A 200-nucleotide genomic window follows, 5' to 3' on the forward strand; every position below is an offset into this window, starting at 1 on the left:
CGACCATTCCTGCTCACGATGCGCTCGCGCGCGGACGCTAGTTCTTCTTGGCCGCCTGGCGACGCTCGGCGCGGTTGCTCGCCGCGGCCTGGCCGGAGGCCGTGGCCGCGTTGCCGAACGCGGAGCCCTGCTCCGGCTCGGCGGCCGCTTCGGCCTCGGCCTGGGCGCGCTGCGCGCGAGCGGTCGCGGCCTGCTCGAGG

It is taken from the genome of Curtobacterium sp. MCBA15_005 (assembly GCF_001864855.1).
GTDB classification, from domain to species: domain Bacteria; phylum Actinomycetota; class Actinomycetes; order Actinomycetales; family Microbacteriaceae; genus Curtobacterium; species Curtobacterium flaccumfaciens.